The organism is Paracoccus benzoatiresistens (genome assembly GCF_026913015.1).
Lineage (GTDB): Bacteria > Pseudomonadota > Alphaproteobacteria > Rhodobacterales > Rhodobacteraceae > Paracoccus > Paracoccus benzoatiresistens.
This window is the reverse complement of the sequence record NZ_JAPTYD010000034.1, coordinates 1-14,295: the sequence shown is the minus strand read 5'-3', so window position 1 is coordinate 14,295 and position 14,295 is coordinate 1. Positions and strand designations below refer to the sequence as shown.

The 14,295-nt window shown below is 59.5% G+C and carries 12 protein-coding genes and 1 pseudogene; 5 read left to right on the top strand and 8 right to left on the bottom strand.

Translation table 11 applies throughout. From position 1 onward, the window contains the following. Positions 1–240: 240 nt before the first annotated feature. Together OU682_RS17055 and OU682_RS17050 are read left to right on the top strand one after the other, a co-directional pair. Positions 241–636: a hypothetical protein gene (locus OU682_RS17055; protein WP_268943391.1), complete on the top strand. Its 396-nt coding sequence runs from the start codon at positions 241–243 to the stop codon at positions 634–636. Next, positions 637–2,181: a Wzz/FepE/Etk N-terminal domain-containing protein gene (locus OU682_RS17050; protein ID WP_268943390.1), complete on the top strand. Its 1,545-nt coding sequence runs from the start codon at positions 637–639 to the stop codon at positions 2,179–2,181. Here OU682_RS17050 and OU682_RS17045 read toward each other — a convergent pair. Genes OU682_RS17045 through OU682_RS17035 form a run of 3 tightly spaced genes read right to left on the bottom strand, consistent with a single transcriptional unit; the run spans position 2,107 to position 7,881 of the window. Beyond that, positions 2,107–5,127, bottom strand: a complete 3,021-nt coding sequence (locus OU682_RS17045) for an amino acid adenylation domain-containing protein (protein WP_268943389.1) — start codon at positions 5,125–5,127, stop codon at positions 2,107–2,109. The two genes, OU682_RS17050 and OU682_RS17045, sit on opposite strands and share 75 nt — an antisense overlap. Before the next feature lie 13 nt (positions 5,128–5,140). Then, the gene (locus OU682_RS17040) at positions 5,141–6,400 is read right to left on the bottom strand and encodes a glycosyltransferase family 4 protein (protein WP_268943388.1); all 1,260 of its coding nucleotides are present in this window, start codon (positions 6,398–6,400) and stop codon (positions 5,141–5,143) included. 53 nt (positions 6,401–6,453) lie between these two features. Continuing rightward, positions 6,454–7,881: a GMC oxidoreductase gene (locus tag OU682_RS17035; RefSeq protein WP_329609822.1), complete on the bottom strand. Its 1,428-nt coding sequence runs from the start codon at positions 7,879–7,881 to the stop codon at positions 6,454–6,456. Between the two features lie 753 nt (positions 7,882–8,634). Here OU682_RS17035 and OU682_RS17030 point away from each other — a divergent pair. Next, entirely contained in the window at positions 8,635–9,348 is a 714-nt protein-coding gene (locus OU682_RS17030; RefSeq protein ID WP_268943387.1) for a transposase, read from the top strand. Positions 9,349–9,459: 111 nt separating this feature from the next. Here OU682_RS17030 and OU682_RS17025 read toward each other — a convergent pair whose 3' ends face one another. The 4 genes from OU682_RS17025 to OU682_RS17010 form a co-directional block, all read right to left on the bottom strand. Beyond that, positions 9,460–10,026, bottom strand: coding sequence for an isopropylmalate isomerase (locus OU682_RS17025; RefSeq protein WP_268943386.1), 567 nt, complete (start codon positions 10,024–10,026; stop codon positions 9,460–9,462). 344 nt (positions 10,027–10,370) lie between these two features. Further along, complete coding sequence (locus OU682_RS17020) at positions 10,371–10,736, bottom strand: hypothetical protein (RefSeq protein ID WP_268943385.1); 366 nt, start codon at positions 10,734–10,736, stop codon at positions 10,371–10,373. A gap of 69 nt (positions 10,737–10,805) precedes the next feature. Next, entirely contained in the window at positions 10,806–11,084 is a 279-nt protein-coding gene (locus tag OU682_RS17015) for a hypothetical protein (protein WP_268943384.1), read from the bottom strand. A gap of 68 nt (positions 11,085–11,152) precedes the next feature. Then, positions 11,153–11,461, bottom strand: coding sequence for a sigma factor-like helix-turn-helix DNA-binding protein (locus OU682_RS17010; RefSeq protein ID WP_268943383.1), 309 nt, complete (start codon positions 11,459–11,461; stop codon positions 11,153–11,155). 737 nt (positions 11,462–12,198) lie between these two features. Between OU682_RS17010 and OU682_RS17005 the strand changes: the two are divergent. Both OU682_RS17005 and OU682_RS17000 read left to right on the top strand, forming a co-directional pair. Beyond that, positions 12,199–13,013: pseudogene (locus OU682_RS17005) on the top strand (IS5 family transposase); the annotation flags it as partial. Between the two features lie 224 nt (positions 13,014–13,237). Continuing rightward, positions 13,238–13,825: a cold-shock protein gene (locus OU682_RS17000; RefSeq protein WP_268943382.1), complete on the top strand. Its 588-nt coding sequence runs from the start codon at positions 13,238–13,240 to the stop codon at positions 13,823–13,825. A gap of 148 nt (positions 13,826–13,973) precedes the next feature. Here the strand turns inward: OU682_RS17000 and OU682_RS16995 are convergent, their stop codons facing one another. Next, entirely contained in the window at positions 13,974–14,186 is a 213-nt protein-coding gene (locus OU682_RS16995; protein ID WP_371832267.1) for a transposase, read from the bottom strand. Positions 14,187–14,295 lie beyond the last annotated feature (109 nt).

Here is a 14,295-nt window from a genome sequence, read left to right as displayed (position 1 = left end):
GCACTGCAAAGCCGGCTTCCGGCAGCAATGGCGCCAAACTCTGCCGCGGCCAGGCAGTTCGACGTGCTTCGGACCCGGATGCTGAGTGTGAGCGAGAAAAGGGGTTGGAGCCGTATCGGCTTGACCCAGCCCCTTAGCAGACCGACGGCCGCGTATGCCGCGGCAAACCTCGCCTTTAGCCTTGCCCGCAGGCCGAGCCTCCGGGTGGTGCTGATAGACTTGGACTTACACGTTCCGCGATTGATCCAGATGATCGGCTTATTCGAAGGCCCGAACCTGGGTAAAGCGTTGCGCGAAAGCATTGACCTCCGCTCTGCCGCTGTCCGCTTTGGTGACAATCTTGTTTTCATTGGCAACACCGTGCAAGATTCTCTGGCCGCGGAAACCCTGCAGGAGCCGAACGCCGCCGTATCTGTTGCACGATTGATCGAAGATCTCGCGCCCGATGTGACGCTTCTGCTGCTGCCGCCTATCCTTGAAGGAGATACGGGGCTGTCGGGACTGGGCATGGTCGAGACTTTGCTGATGGTATCAGACGGCACCAGCACCATTCCATCGGACCTGCGGCGCTGCGACCGCCTTATCGAGAACGGTCCGCCGGTCCTTGGCGTAGTCTTGGTTGACGCGGAGCAGTAGATGGGTCCTATCCAGTCCATTGCCGATGTCATGTCGATGCTGCAGCGCAGGATCGTCCTGTTTACACTGGTGCTTTCGCTCGGGCTGTTGGCGGCTCTTGCCTACGCTCTATCGCAGCCCTCCGTCTACGAGGCAACGTCCCTCATCCAACTTCGGAATACCAATCTGGCTGGGGACGAAGCACTTTCGGCCGCGCGGCGGGTCCAGGGAATTGAACAATACCTGATGCGGCGTGAAAACGTGCTGGCCCTGATCGAGAAGCACGGGCTCTTCTCGGACCAACCTGCCATGTCAGATGACGACCGGCTATTCGCCTTCCGCGAGCAGAACCAAATTCGGATGATCGACGCCAGCGGAGCGGTACCGGGCGCGGACACACAGATTTCAGCGCTTCTGATCACGAGTCAGGCGGGCAATCCTCAGCAGGCGGCTCAGGTGGCCAATGACCTGGCGGCCAGCCTGATGGCGCAGGATGCCAGGGAGCGTACGCGCACCATCGAGGAACTGGTAGCCTTTCTTGATGCCGAGGCCCGGCGGTTGAATGATCAACTTGAACAGATTGATCGCAAAATCCGCGAGGTGAAAAACACGAACGAAGAGGCGCTACCGGATAGGGCAGAGTCTCTCCGTAGCGAGCTTGTCCAATTACGTGAGCTGCAACTGGAACTAGATCGCCAGGTACTTGTCCTAGAACGGGACCAACTTGCGGCCGAGCTGCGTACCGAAACCGAGGGATCGGAACAGGCCGACGTTTCGCTCGCCGCTCGTCTGTCCCGCCTCAACTCCGAGCTTGCGCAAAGCCGCCGCGTTTTGCCCTCTGATCATCCGGAGGTCCAGCGGATCGAAGCAGAGATCCAAGCCTTACGTGACAACCCTGCCGCGGCCGGTGACGCGATCGGTAATCGCCAGGCCGAACTGATCGAATCACAGCGCCGTACGCTCGAAGAGCAAAAGGAGGTCATTTCTGCCCGCCAGCAGGAGATCTTAAGCGCCATGGCGCGGATGCCGATGGTCGAACAGGAACTCGCCGGGCTTGCGCGCAACCAAGCTCAGCTCGTCCAGCAGCTTTCCGGTGTCGCGCTTCAGTTGGCGCAGGCACAGGGCCAGCAGTCGATGCGAGACACCGGGGCCGCTGCTGGAATGATCGTTCTGGAGGATGCACAACCACCGGAGTACGCAATGGCTTCTAGCCGCAAGCGGTCTCTAGCAATGGGTGGGGTGCTCAGCTTCGGTGCCGCTCTTCTCCTGATCTTTCTGCTTGAACTCCGCAATCCGGTGATGCGCAACGCACTCGCTATAGAGAGACAGTTGGGCGTTGTTCCCATCGCGGTCGTGCCGTTGCTGCCCTCAGCCGCGCGGCGGCTTCAAAAGACAATACGCTTCGGACTCGCTCTAGCCATCTTCCTGGCTGCGATTACGGTGGGCGGCTATCTTTTCTTGAACCGTGACCAGCCGGAGACGCAAGAAGCGTCACGATCCAGGGCTGATGCTACCCAGCTCTTCCTGGATCACGCGCGCAATGTCGCGGACGCCCGGCTCTCTTAGAATGCCGAGATGGTCGCCGGAGATACAAACGAAGCGCCGATCCGGCGCGACGGACGCCCACCCCAAGGCAGTCTTCCGCACCCGCTCCGTGTTTGCCAAATCGTCCTGCGCGGCGAAGACAACGACCCGCCCCGGGTAAACAGCAGGTTTGTAGGCCGCAACCGAGACGATGTTGGCTGCGACGAAATCGTCCAGGTTGTGCTGATCGGACTTGCGCCCAAGCAGGCGGCCGAGGCGGAGCCAGATCACCCGCAACGCAAGCGTCAACTCTCCCTTCGCCCTCGCGCTATAGCGACACAGTGCAGCACCTGGATTGTGCCACATCAGTGATGTTGCCCGACCAAGCCGATCCAACGCGGTAGACCGCCGGGAGGGCGCAGGACCATCTGCATCGAAGATTGCCACCATCGCCACGTCGCGCCCCGCACGATGTAGCCGCGCTGCCAATTCGAAGGCAACAAAAGCGCCAAGCGACACTCCCGCAAGCGCCAAGGGCCCATAAGGGCGAAACTCTTGGACTTGCCGGAAGTACAGTTCTGCCAACCCATCAATGTCAGTCGGGGTTTCGGGAGTCAGCAAACCGACCGTAATACCCCAAACTGGATGCCGCGGCTGTAACGCGTCAGCGAGGGGGCGGTAGAAATCTCCATTGGTCCCCAAGACATGGATACCCAGGAGCGGCACCCCATCGCCTTCAGGTTGCACGGCAATCAGGCTGTCTTCGAACGCACTGCCGGCCTCCATCATCCGAGCCAATGCTTGTGGCGTAGGATGATTGTAGATCGCGGGCACCGTCGGTCGACGGCCGAATACGCGCACCAAGTGTTCCGAAAGCTCGATTGCCATCAGGGAGTTTCCACCCTGATCGAAGAAAGACTGTTCGGCATTCAGTGGCGGCTGGCCGAGCAGTTTTCCCATGATCCGGCCAATCGTGGCAGCTGCGGGTTTCGCCGGATCCACGAAGCCTGGTTGAGTGACGGCGCTAGCCATTATGTCGCGGAGTGCCGCTTCATTGAGCTTACCGCGTTCGTTGCGCGGCATCTCGGAAAGGATCATGAGTCGCGGCGAGACCCCTTTCGGCAACTCGGCCCGAAGAACCCTGCGAATCTTGCACGGGTCCGCCTCGCCAGCGACCCACACTGCAAGGGCGCCATGCTGGACGGCGATGCGCGCCTCGCGCACACCGGGAACTTTCGTCAGCGCAGTCTCGATGCCGGCCGGCTCAATCCGGTATCCGCTCAACTTGATTTGCCGGTCCATGCGATCCATGAACACCAAGTCCCCGCTGCTCGTCGGTTGGACCCGATCCCCGGTGCGGTACCAACGGCCGGGATATCTGCGCCCGAGTGAACCGGGAAGAGCACGGAACCGTTCCGCTGTCTGGTTGGGTCGATTGACGTAGCCAAGACCCACCCCTACGCCTCCGATCCACATTTCACCCGGCCGTCCCGGTGGTGCAGGCGAGCCGTCGGGCGCGAGCAGCACAAGCCGCGCTGCACCAAGCGGAGCACCGATGGGCACGCTATCCATTTCCAGTGGTGCGCCCTGATCGACGTGGAGGGTAGCGGTAATAGTTGTCTCCGTCGGACCATAGCCGTTCATCCAGATCACGCTAGGAGCTACCGTCCGCCACTGTTCAAGTGTGGTTGACGGAACCCGCTCGCCGCCCACGATCACAAGTCTGAGGTCCCTGGGGAGGCCGCGCGAGGACGGGTGCTGGAGGTTGTCAGTCAGCAACCTCCAAAAGGCAGTAGGAAGATTCAGGACGGTAATGCGTTGGCTGTGCAGTTCGTCCACGAAGCGCTCGAGAGTGTTCAGCATCTCGTCGCTGCGTAGAACGAGAGTGGCGCCCGCGCGAAGGGTCGGAAGGATTTCTTCAATTGCCACGTCGAAACCCAAGGCCGCGAAGGACAGCACGCGATCCTGCGGCGTGAGTTCGAACGCCGCTGACACGGCGCGGGAATGATGGTCAAGAGCACCATGTCCAATCATGACCGCTTTGGGTTTGCCAGAGCTGCCCGAAGTAAAGATCAGATAGGCAGGATCCTCTGGGCCAGCGCTGTCGCAAACCACTGCCGGCAATACTGTATCGCCTGTGGGAAGATTTAGGGCCCGTGCAGGGCCGCCAAGCTGTACTGCAAGTTCGGGACTGTCGACTAACAAGAAAGCAGGAGCACTATCCTCCAACATCTGCTGGCGCTGCTCGATGGAAAGTTCCGAGTCTAGATGGAGAAACCCGGCCCCCAAGCGCAGGATCGCGACCCAAGCTGCGATGGAGTTGACACCACGGGGCAGTGCCACGCCGACGATGGTGCCGGGCCCGACCCCATGGTCGAGAAGTAGTCGGGAAATAGCAACAGTTCGCCGTTCCAACTGTTCGCCCGTCAGCGCTTCACCTGTCGCCATGTCTATGCAGCTACTGGTGAGCTTCCGGTTCAGGCCGTGCAAGGCGGGTGGCTCGCGTCCGTCCACGGGGGCAAAGCGGGCCGGTGCAAGTTCGGACAGCTCTGCAGCCGGTTGGTTGCTTATCGCCACAAATAGCCGCGAGGCGAGTTCTGCAAGGCCAACATTGTCAGCACCCGTGCTGTCAAAGCGCAACAGTCCTTCATCGCATCGGGCGCGCAGCCCTGGCAGGTCACGCGTTCCCGCCGCCTGTGCTGGAATGATCAGAAGATCGTCGAGGGCGGAAGTATGGACCGATGACTCCAGCAGGTCGCTAATATCTTTTGCAGTCATGCCGGGCCGGATGGCGGCGCGGCACTCTCGCTTGCCCACACCGATACTAACAATGATTTCGCTTATCGCAAACCACCGGGACAACGCTATGATTGCCGCAGTTGCCACCATTCCCGTAGTGGACGGATCGACTTTGCCGAGGGTGTGGTTGGTCAAAAGCATACCCGACACTGAAGAGAAGGGAACGGCAACCCTCAGGTGATCGCCCATGGTACTGCTCAGCTTACGGGGAGGTTTCGCGTGCCGCAACCGAGGATGCGATCTCGATGATCCGTGTGGCCTTTGCACTCCACAGAAAGTTGCGCTTGATCCTTAGTCGCCCGGCTTCCGACTTCTTCGCTAGAACTGATGGATCGGAGATAAGGCCGCCCAGAAGCCCACGGAGGCTTACGGTTATCTCCTTCGCGTCGGCGATGGGCACCTTTAAGCCCACATCAGAATCCACGAGTTCGCCCGGTCCGGCATAATTCACAACGACGGGGACGAGCCCCAACGCCATGGCTTCCAGAACGACTCCTCCACCAAATTCTCGAATCGAGGGGAACAACAGGATCTGGTTTCGTACGGCCACATCCTGCACTTGCCGATGGTCCAGCCAGCCGTGGAAGGTCACGACCTGCCCTAAGCCCGCCGCAGCGACCTGGGCCTCCAGTGCCTCTCGCTCCGGTCCGTCGCCAATGATGTCGAAGGTCATCTGCCCCGACGCCAGGAAGGGGATCGCAGCTTCGATTGCCAATGCGGCGGCTTTGTACGGCACTAGTCGGCCAATGAAGCAGGCTCGCAGCGGCAGACTGCCGTCCTGGACAGCCACGCGCGTAAACCGGGAAGGGTCGATCCCGTTTTCAGGCATCAATATGGCCTTTGCACGATATCGCTCTGGAAGGCCCGCGAGGGCAAAGCCTGATCCGCATAGGATCACGTTGCTCGCCTTGAGCATCCGCCGCCATGTGGGATTGAGGCGATAGAACCCGCGCACCATCGACAACCATTCCCTCTCTTTTGTACGGAGGTCTGCAAATCCCTTGGGCCAAGGCACCCCGCCGTTGATGGGCCCTAACATGAAGGGTATGCCTGCCGCCTGGCAGCGCTCGGCCAATACGCCAGCTGCGGTCGGCATAACCGGGGTGATCCGGTGCACCATGTCGAACTCCCTGGCGCGGATGCGATCACCGAACTTTTTCCAGACCTGCCGCTCAAAGTACGGATAAAGAAACGAGGACATCGCCGCTAATAGGGTCCAACCTCCCTTCTCTCCAAGTCCGAGGCGCTTGGCAGCCTGCCAAAGCGGTCGCTCGATATGCTCGGTATTGATGGCGGTGAAGTCCTCCCCTTCAACCAGTCCCGCCCGTAGAAAAGCCTCCCGGTTGCGGACCTGGGTCACGATATGGGCATCAGTCTGCGCCGCAATGGCCGAAGCGAGTGACCAGCCCACTAGGGGAACGCTCGCCCACTCCGGGTTTGCGGCTTCGGCAACCAGAAGCATCCGAGGGCGGGTGCGTGTCGACGGCACAGAGTCAATTGTAATCGGGTTCACCTTCATCGTGCCGCCACAATGCGGTCGGCCACACGCAGGCTGTTTGCCAGGATGATCAGGCCCGGGTTCACCCCGGTGGAGGAGGGCATGAAGGATGCGTCGGCTACATAAAGGTTGCGTAGGCCATGTACACGGCAATCGGCATCCAGGACACTGTCGCGGGGGTCGCGGCCGAACCTCGCGGTGCCGCAGGCATGGCCATAGTTGAGTTCGATATCGTCATTGAGAAAGAAGAAACGCCGCCCTCTGAACATCTCTCGAATGGCATTGCGGAAACGGTGCCGGCGTTGGGCAAGCTCTGGTGCGACCCCATACACGATCCTTGGTGGTTCCAGTGGATTGCTGCCGGGCAGGATACGGTTCGTTTCATACGGCAGGTCCTCGAGGATGCCGACAAACACCCGCGCCTCTCCCAAGACCCCCGCCGCGACCTTGGCTGGAATTCGCAGGAACGGCCGCAACACGCGCGCGCGGCGCAGTCGTCCTGCGTCGAAGCGGCTGCGCAAGTGCATCAGGATATTTCCATAATCTGCCTGCAATCCCATAGACTGAACCATTCCCATCCTTGCTCCATCCCGGAGATAAAGGTCTCGCAGGGCCAGTGACTTTGCCGGAAATCCCAAGGGCGCCCGGTGCTTTGGAAATACGGCCATTCGCTCGGACAGGTGAAACATCAGATTCCGTCCCAGCAAACCTGTTCTATTTCCGATCCCGTCCGCCCATTCGGTGCTGCGGGACGCAAGCAGTAACTGTGCCGATCCGATTGCACCCCCTGCCAGCACGACCCGATCGGTTGCGAGTATCACCGGCTCCTGTCCCGCACGGCTTACAACGACGCCGCTTACCGTTTCGCCATCGATCTCGATCTGCTGGGCCGTCCATCCTGACAGAAGTGCCGAGCGGCCCGTGCTCAGCGCCCGCTGGAGGGGTTGCCGGGCATCTGCCTTGCATGCCTGTTGGCATTCACGCCCGATGCATTCCTGACACTGTGGCTGATAGGCAATTCCCAGATGCGCGCGGTAAGGGTGATATCCGCGCCGGGTCAGATCGTCACAGATTTCTGCATCGCCTGCACAAAGCGGAGGCGGGCTGACGAACAAATCACGATCCTCGGGGCAAAGCACATTGGGCGTTCCAGAAATGCCGACAAGACGACGAGCCTCCGAGAAGTAGGGTATAAACCTGTCGTAGCCCACGATCCATCCACCAGTCGGATGCGGAATGCCCTCAAGATCCTCAAGGTCGTGTCGCGCCGGCAGTTCCAATGAAGCCGCGTAGACAACCGAGGTGCCGCCGACTGCCGATATGGATGTGGGAACCCGTCGGGCCCCTTTCCCATCGATCATCACCTCTGCGTCGAGCTGTTCCAGCGGGGCAGGCGCGTTATCGCTCAGGGCCCTTGTCCCGCGCTCGACAAACAAGACCTTCATGCCTGCTTCTACCAATCTTGCACCCGCATGAGCGCCGCCCAGGCCAGTTCCAATCACGATTGCCTCCCATGGCACAGATGCCACGGCGGTTATATCTATGTTCTCCAAGTCGGAAGATCCGTTTCGATACACGCTACCAGCTAACAATCCACTCCTGTAATTCAGTCGAGCTGAAAGAGGTTACCATCCAGTATCAAGTATATTGGCAGGCTTGAAAAGCGGTCTTTGCAGCCATTGATTCCGGGTGGTTGATTGTAAATGGTTGTTTCCAATCCATGAGGTCCTTGCGTGCCACACTGCGCCCAACCCGCTCTTGTGACACTTCTTGTCTTAGACTGACCCTGGTTCCCCGTGAGACAAGGGAGCCGCTGACCGGCACTCCAAAAATGCCGGACGGCGGCGGGGGACGGATCGAGACATTTCAGGTCGAGCAGGGACCGGAAAGTAGTGTGATCACCCCCGCCTCTTCTTTGAACCTGAACGGATACATGGGCGAGAGGCCCGCATGACAAGACGAGCTTGGGAAAACACAAATGCAGGATGCCATTGGAATTGCGTTTCAAAAGACAAGCTGGACGCCTTCAATCTGACCAGACGCGAGCACCGCCAATTCACCAATGACAAACGCACTCTTCGATCCCTTGGTTGCTAAATCGAAACCAGTGGTACGGCGCTGGTCGTGTTCGAAGCATCGGGCGCCTACCACCGCCTCCTGGAAAACAGCCTGGCTGCGGCCGGACGCCTTATTCCAAGGTGAACCCACGCCAGGCTCGAAGGTTCGCTGAGGCGACCGGGAAGAATGCCAAAACCGATAAGGTCGATGCGGAAATGCTGGCCAGGATGGGAAGCGTTCTGGATCTCGAAGCGCGGGCACCGAACACCAAGCACCTCAACATTCTCAGAAAGTTGATGACTGCCAGGCGCGGGCTGGTCAAAGACCGCGTGACCGTAAGGACCAGAATGCAACTCATTACGCAAACTCTTCTGAAGCGGCATCTGAAGGAACGGCTGGCCCAGATCGAAAAGCACATCGATCAAGTCGACCGCGCCATCATGGAGATGATCACAGGCGAAGAGGATTTGCGCGTCAGGTTCGAAATCCTCGTCAGCATTCCCGGTATCTCGACCGCGACAGCTTTCTCGATGTTGATCGAGATGCCCGAACTGGGTGCGATGTCGGGCAAACAGGCTGCAAGCCTGGCCGGCCTGGCACCTATCTCGCGCCAGTCGGGCAAATGGCAGGGAAAGGAACGCATCCAAGGCGGCCGCGCTTTCCTTCGGCGCGCCATGTATATGCCAGCTTTCTGCACGATCCGGCACAACCTCCAGTCCAAGGAGAAATACAAGCAGCTCGTCAAAGCAGGGAAACCGCCCAAGGTTGCTCTGATCGCGATCATGCGAAAGCTCGTCGTTCTGGCCAACGCGCTCTTGAGAGACGGCCGGAAATGGTCTGAAAACCCCACTTGATCAACACGGATACCTCCTTTGCACCGCGAAGAACAATTCATCTTGGTGACAACGGCGCCGACAACGCATGGTCAGGACGTTATCGAACAAAAATGGAGAAAGGATGAAAGATCACCGAACCGGAAATCGAGCAAGCCGGATGGCCCCAAGGGAAATCAAAGCCGGGCCGATCCATTCCAATATGGTATTGGCTCGCAAGCCCAGAACCGGCAAGCCCAGAAACTGATCGGCATCATGAAAGCCTATCGCCCGCATCAGCACGAAAGTGCACACAAAGACAAAACCCATGATCGGCAACGCGCTGCGGGACAAGCTGCCTCGTAGCAGCACCAGAAGCATGGTCAGAAACACCAGTGCCAAGGCAGCAAGTCCCATGAGAAAACCGATTTGTACGAGGTGCCGCTGATCATACCAACCCTGGGCTTGTGCCAAGCAGCGCCCCCCAGCCGTCAACGCCGATTGTAGGTCAAGCTGCTTGTTGACCGCCAAGGCAACCAGAACCAGCCATGTTAGATTCCAAAAGAGCCGCTCTCGCACCGGTGCTGCCGCAGGAAGAGCTGTGTGACTGGCATATAAGGCTGAAACCCCCGCAGCCAAATAGACCAGAACCGTTGCCCAGCCTTGCCAGGTCGGATCGCCGATCCCGGGCTGCCAGCGGGCCAGAACACAATCCAGCATTCAGTTACCCTTCGTCCTCACCCTAGCCAGCCCGCCAGCCGTTCCACTTTGCATAAAGCGCGTGAACATTAACCCTGAAACAAGGCCGCACACCCACTTCAGGGTATCGCGGCAATGATTCGGCTTTCACCGGTTCGCTAGTGGTCGTGAGCGGGATCTCGGCAGAATATCTCAGCTTCTCCGACAACTCATGACTGGGCAAGCGGTTCTGAGGGAGCGAAGTTGCCCAGGATGCACAGAGGACGCGGACTGATTGGTTAACCCTGTGGTCAGGCAGCGTCACATGGCCGCTCGCGCCCCCGGCAGCGGAGATGGCTGGTAAATCTTCGGCCCACATGGAAGATTTACACAATCTCGCCACAGACCCGGACATCCTCCTCTTCCCGGATCACGCCAGAGGGCACGGAATACCAGGAACTGTCCATCACGACGGGATAGTCAGGCGCCACCCGGACGCGCTTCCGGCGGGCAATGGCACAGGCCATATCGGGTGGTGCTTGAAGATGCGGCCGATCCAGCGTGGAGAAGAGATCGGCGCGGCCGGTGCCGTAGCCCTGCATGATCCGCACGTTCAGTTCATCGCGGAAGCGTCGAATGGCGGCATTCAGCTCGGCCAGCGAGAAGAAACGCCGGTTGTGCAGCCACGCCAGGATCCATCGCTGCGCCACCTGCACCGCAACTCCGAACCTGGCCTTGTCGCGGGCTTGCACGGGCGGGCCGGCAGGATCGCAATGCTATGATGCTCGGCCATGTCGGCATAGGTCTGGTTCAGCCTGGAGTCATAGCGATCGGCCTCTCTCGCACCGCCGACTCCAGTTGTCGGGGACGACGACTCTGTGCACCCCATCCAGGAAGCTGAACATCCGCACGTGGGCACCGATCCAGTCCTCCAGCCCTTCCGTCGCAGCCGCCTCGGCATAGGCATAATTCGACGCCCCCATGGCCGGGATGAACAGCTTCATGGCCCGCACTTCGCCGCTTTCCGGACCAGTGACGGCGATCGTGTCCCCGGCAAAATCGACGAAGACCTTCTCCCCGCCGACATGCGTCTGCCGCATTGTCGGACGAACACGCCTTTCCACGCATCGTAGTGGGTGCAGAACCACGTACCGGCAAAGCCTTCGGGTTAGGAGGCGCGATATTCCTCCCAAAGCAACATCCGCGTCACCCCGGGCCGCCGCAGTTCACGATCGATACTGGCCCAATCCGGCACCGGCCTGTTCGGGTCGGCAACGGTGGGGGCTGCAGGAAACAGCAGAAGCTCCGGGCCGTCGTCATCCAGGCCTTCCGGCAATGGCCAACGCAGCCCGGCTTGCCGCGCCCGGTGCAGGGAGGTCCCGACACTGGACTTGCTCAGCCGGAGCGAGGCTGCGATCTGCCGTTCGCTCAGTCCGTGCCCATACTTCGATCGTAGAACGTCGCGTATCCGGCGCATGTTAAGACGTCCTGTCTCCATCTGGCCCTCTCCTGCATTCAGGAGCGGAACTCTATCCTCTGAGTGCTGACCAAGCCTGCCATGCTGCTGCGAAATCGCTGCCCGCCATCGCGTGACGTTGCTGCCCGTCATTAGGCGAAACACGCATATCAACACGGACCGCCTGACCGATGACCTCAAAAAGGCAATCCCGGAATCTCCACCACATTGACGGACGTGACTGGATCAGTCGAACTGCCCACGCCCGCGACCGATGCCTGCTGACTGAACGGCATGGCCGCCTGTGGCGGTTGTGTTACGCTAACGAACTTCTTTATAGCGGCAACTACGATAGGCTTGCAGACATTCCTTTATGCCTAGATACCTTAGAAAGAAAAGGTTTTTTGGGTTAATACTGAAAAGTGACTATCATCGATCCGGCTTTGATTGCCTTGTTTCAAATCTGTCAGAACGCACACGGTAAGCTTCGTCCGGAACCGCTGGATATCGGCGCTGTACTCAAAGAATCCTTGCAGTGTTCGACAACGCCCACGGCGCAACAGAATTCCCAGAAGCCTGATCGAGATAGCAGCTTCTGTGCTGCTGTTTCAGTGTAAGCCTAGTCACCCGAAGCTAAAAAGTCCGGCCTGAACAACTTGTAGTTCATTGATTTCACCTCCGAAAGCTGCGGTTTTGTTCGCTTTGAATTGCCGGGTTTCGTATGCTTTGGCCAGAAACCTTGCAACTTCCGGTCGCCGATGAAGCCTCATTCCTGCGCCCCTGAACAGGATGACCTGCTCCGCCCACGACTGGTCGATATGATCGATGCGCGCCACGAATTGGTGAAGCTTGCGGCGCTGATCGACTGAGAGTTTTTTGAACGGGAATGGGCGAGCTTCTTTCCTTCGCATCAGGTCGACCCGCGACATCGCCACGCCTGGTGGCGGGGCTCATGTATCTCCAGCACGCCTTCAAGCTCTCTGACGAGGCAGTCGTCGCCCGGTGGGTCGAGAACCCGTATTACCAGCACTTCACTGGCGAGACGTTCGTCGGGAAAACAGTCCACCGGACTGTTTTCTGATCCTCCTCACTCCAGCACCATCCTCCAATCGATCCCTCGTCGCTGGTGCGCTGGCGCAAGCGGATCGGCGAGGAAGGGGTGGAGTGGCTGCTGACCAAGACCATCGAGGCAGGCCGAGCCGCGGGCGCTGTCACCGACAAGAGCCTGAAGCAGGTGGCTGTCGATACGACCGTGATGGAAAAGACCATCGCCCATCCCACGGATGCGCGGCTTTACGAGCGCGCTCGCGTATTGCTGGTCGGCTCGGCGAGAAAGGCCGGGATCGATCTGCGCCAGAGCTACGCGCGGCTTGCGCCGCGGCTGGCCACCCAGGTCGGACGGTATGCTCATGCTCGGCAGTTCAAGCGCATGCGCAAGGCCCTGCGGCAGCTCAAGGGCTATGTTGGCCGGGTGCACCGGGATTTGCGCCGCCACTTGCAGGACATTCCCGACGGCGCGCTGCGCGGACGGGTGCTGGAGGCACTCTGGCTGGTCGGTCGCCTGCTCGAGCAGAATAAGGAGGTGCATTCCCGCCTAGGAGATCTCGGCCCCCAGATATGAGGGAAGTCGACGCCCGAAACCGGTCGGAAAAAGCGACATGACCCGCCGACCGCGGAGCCGCAGTTTATGACGTTAGGACAGGATTTCTTTCCAAGCTGTGCGGTGTTAGTCACTGATAGCCTAGCAAATCGGCACCTTTTTGACGCTTGACATAGTGATCTCAGGACCTCATTCCCATGTTCATCTCCACAACATCCCTTGGCATGAGGGATCAAACATCATTGCCTGGCCAACGTATCAAAGGGCAGATCAAGTGGTTCGATCCGATCAAGGGGTTTGGTTTCCTCTCTGATGCAGAAGAAGGAGCGGACGTACTTCTTCACAGCAACGTGTTGCGTAGCTTCGGGCAAAGCTCGATTGCCGAGGATGCATTAGTCGAAGTCGTTGCGATCCAGACGGCGCGCGGACGCCAGGCGGTCGAGGTGCTTTCCATTGCGCCTCCGCCTTTAAATGCCCAGACTGCAGCACCGATTGCCGAACTGGCAGCTATGTCGGAGGCTCACTTCGCGGCGCTTCCGCTACTACCGGCGCGGGTGAAGTGGTTCGACCGCAATAAGGGCTTCGGCTTTGCAAATATCTTCGGCAGGACGGGCGACGTCTTCCTGCACATCGAGGTCCTGCGGCGATGCGGCTTTGTCGATCTCACCGAGGGGGAAGCTGTTGCCCTGCGGGTCTTTCTGACCAAGCGCAGCATGATCGCAACGGAAGTTTCAGCATGGGTCAACGTCGGAGGCGGGAGCAAGGTGGAGTCTATGCGCAGCTAGTTGTCTGGTTGCACAACCTTGTTGCTGGTGACGTCATCGTCCTCAGTCACGGCGACACTCCTCCCCTCAAGCATTAAACGCCGCGAACGCTAAGAGGTTGTCCTGGATTTTCCACGAGTTTGCCGCCTCGCTAAGCTCTGGCATGGGTTTATACCTCACCCGCAGGAATTTGCGGTGCGGCGGGCGAGCCACAACCAAAGGCCGAAGCCATGTTCTCGATCGCGGTCCTCTTCCAGCCCGTGATCATCGTCGGATGGATGTCGTCCTTCTTGGCCAGTTCGGCCGTCGTCAGTTCCTCGCGGATGGCTTCCAACGCCACCTTCGCTTTGAACTCGGCCGAATAGCGCTTCCGTTTCGTCATGCGGATCAGTCCTTCGTCAATCGCCAGAGCTTATACTAACGGCATTAACCACTGACCTGCGCCCAATCGCGTGAGGTGATTGAGGCGACGCGTTCCGGCATGGCGAGGA